We start from the raw sequence: 928 nt of genomic DNA, 5'->3' as shown, positions 1-928 counted from the left end.
CGCGAATGCAGGAAACGATAAACACATGGGGGCGGTAACGCTGGACGAGTTTGTCGATCAGCGCGGGAGTGGGCACGTCATAGCCGAAAAACGGCACCGAGGGATTGCTGCGGTTGCCCGGATTATGGTCGGAAAGAATACCCAGGGTGCCGCCGGCTTTCATGGCCGCCAGCGCTTTTTTGACCCCCTGACTGTTGGTGGGAATCAGTACCGAGCCGGTGCGCTCTCGTGCTGCCTTGACCATGGCATCCATCAGCGTGGCCGGGTGAGGCTGGTACATGATCAGGGTCTTGTCCCGGCTGCCCTTGTCGCCCACATACAGGTTACTGATTTCCCAGCTGCCTTGATGCAGTGACAGCATCAACACCGGCCGTTCGCTGGCGCAGGCATCGAGAAAGGCCTGCTCGCCGTGGATATGGGTAACCCGCGACAGGGTTTCTTCCACAGGCCGGTGCCATACATGGCTGAATTCGGTGAGCGTGCGGCCCAGTTCGCGCAGGCTCTGGCGGCCGATTTTTTTGGCTTCCGCGTAGGACATTTGCGGGTGGGTGGCCAGCAGGTTGATCAACACCACCCGGTAGGCGCTGGCATAGCGCAGCGGCACCAGGGTAATCAGGGTGGCAATGGCGGCACCGAATCCGGTGACCAGCGGCAAGGGAAGCCAGGCAAGCAGGCGGACCACCATCCACAGACGGCGGCCTGGGTATTGTTTATTCATGTGTCAGTTCAATGGTCAGGGTTTCGCCATGCTGCGGAACCCGAAAATGTGCGTGTTCAATGTGTTGTTCTGTCAGGGCTCGAGCCAGCGCTTTTGGCGGTGCATCCATGGGTTCGTCAGTAAGCACGAAGGTGCCCCAGTGCATGGCCAGGGACTGGCGCGCCTGAATATCCTGATGGATTTTCACCGCTTCCGCCGGGTTGATATGCA

General features: G+C 59.7%; 1 protein-coding gene and 1 pseudogene. Both read right to left on the bottom strand.

The window, feature by feature from the left end; genetic code table 11:
• On the bottom strand, nt 1–718 hold a 718-nt coding region (locus A3730_RS28645; protein WP_063539425.1), incomplete at its 3' end, for a lysophospholipid acyltransferase family protein.
• Nucleotides 711–928: pseudogene (locus A3730_RS28640) on the bottom strand (MBL fold metallo-hydrolase); the annotation flags it as partial. The pseudogene A3730_RS28640 and the gene A3730_RS28645, both read right to left, overlap by 8 nt.

The organism is Alcanivorax sp. HI0044, from assembly GCF_001634945.1.
Note: the sequence above shows the minus strand (reverse complement) of the source record. Positions and strands in the feature narration are given on the sequence as shown.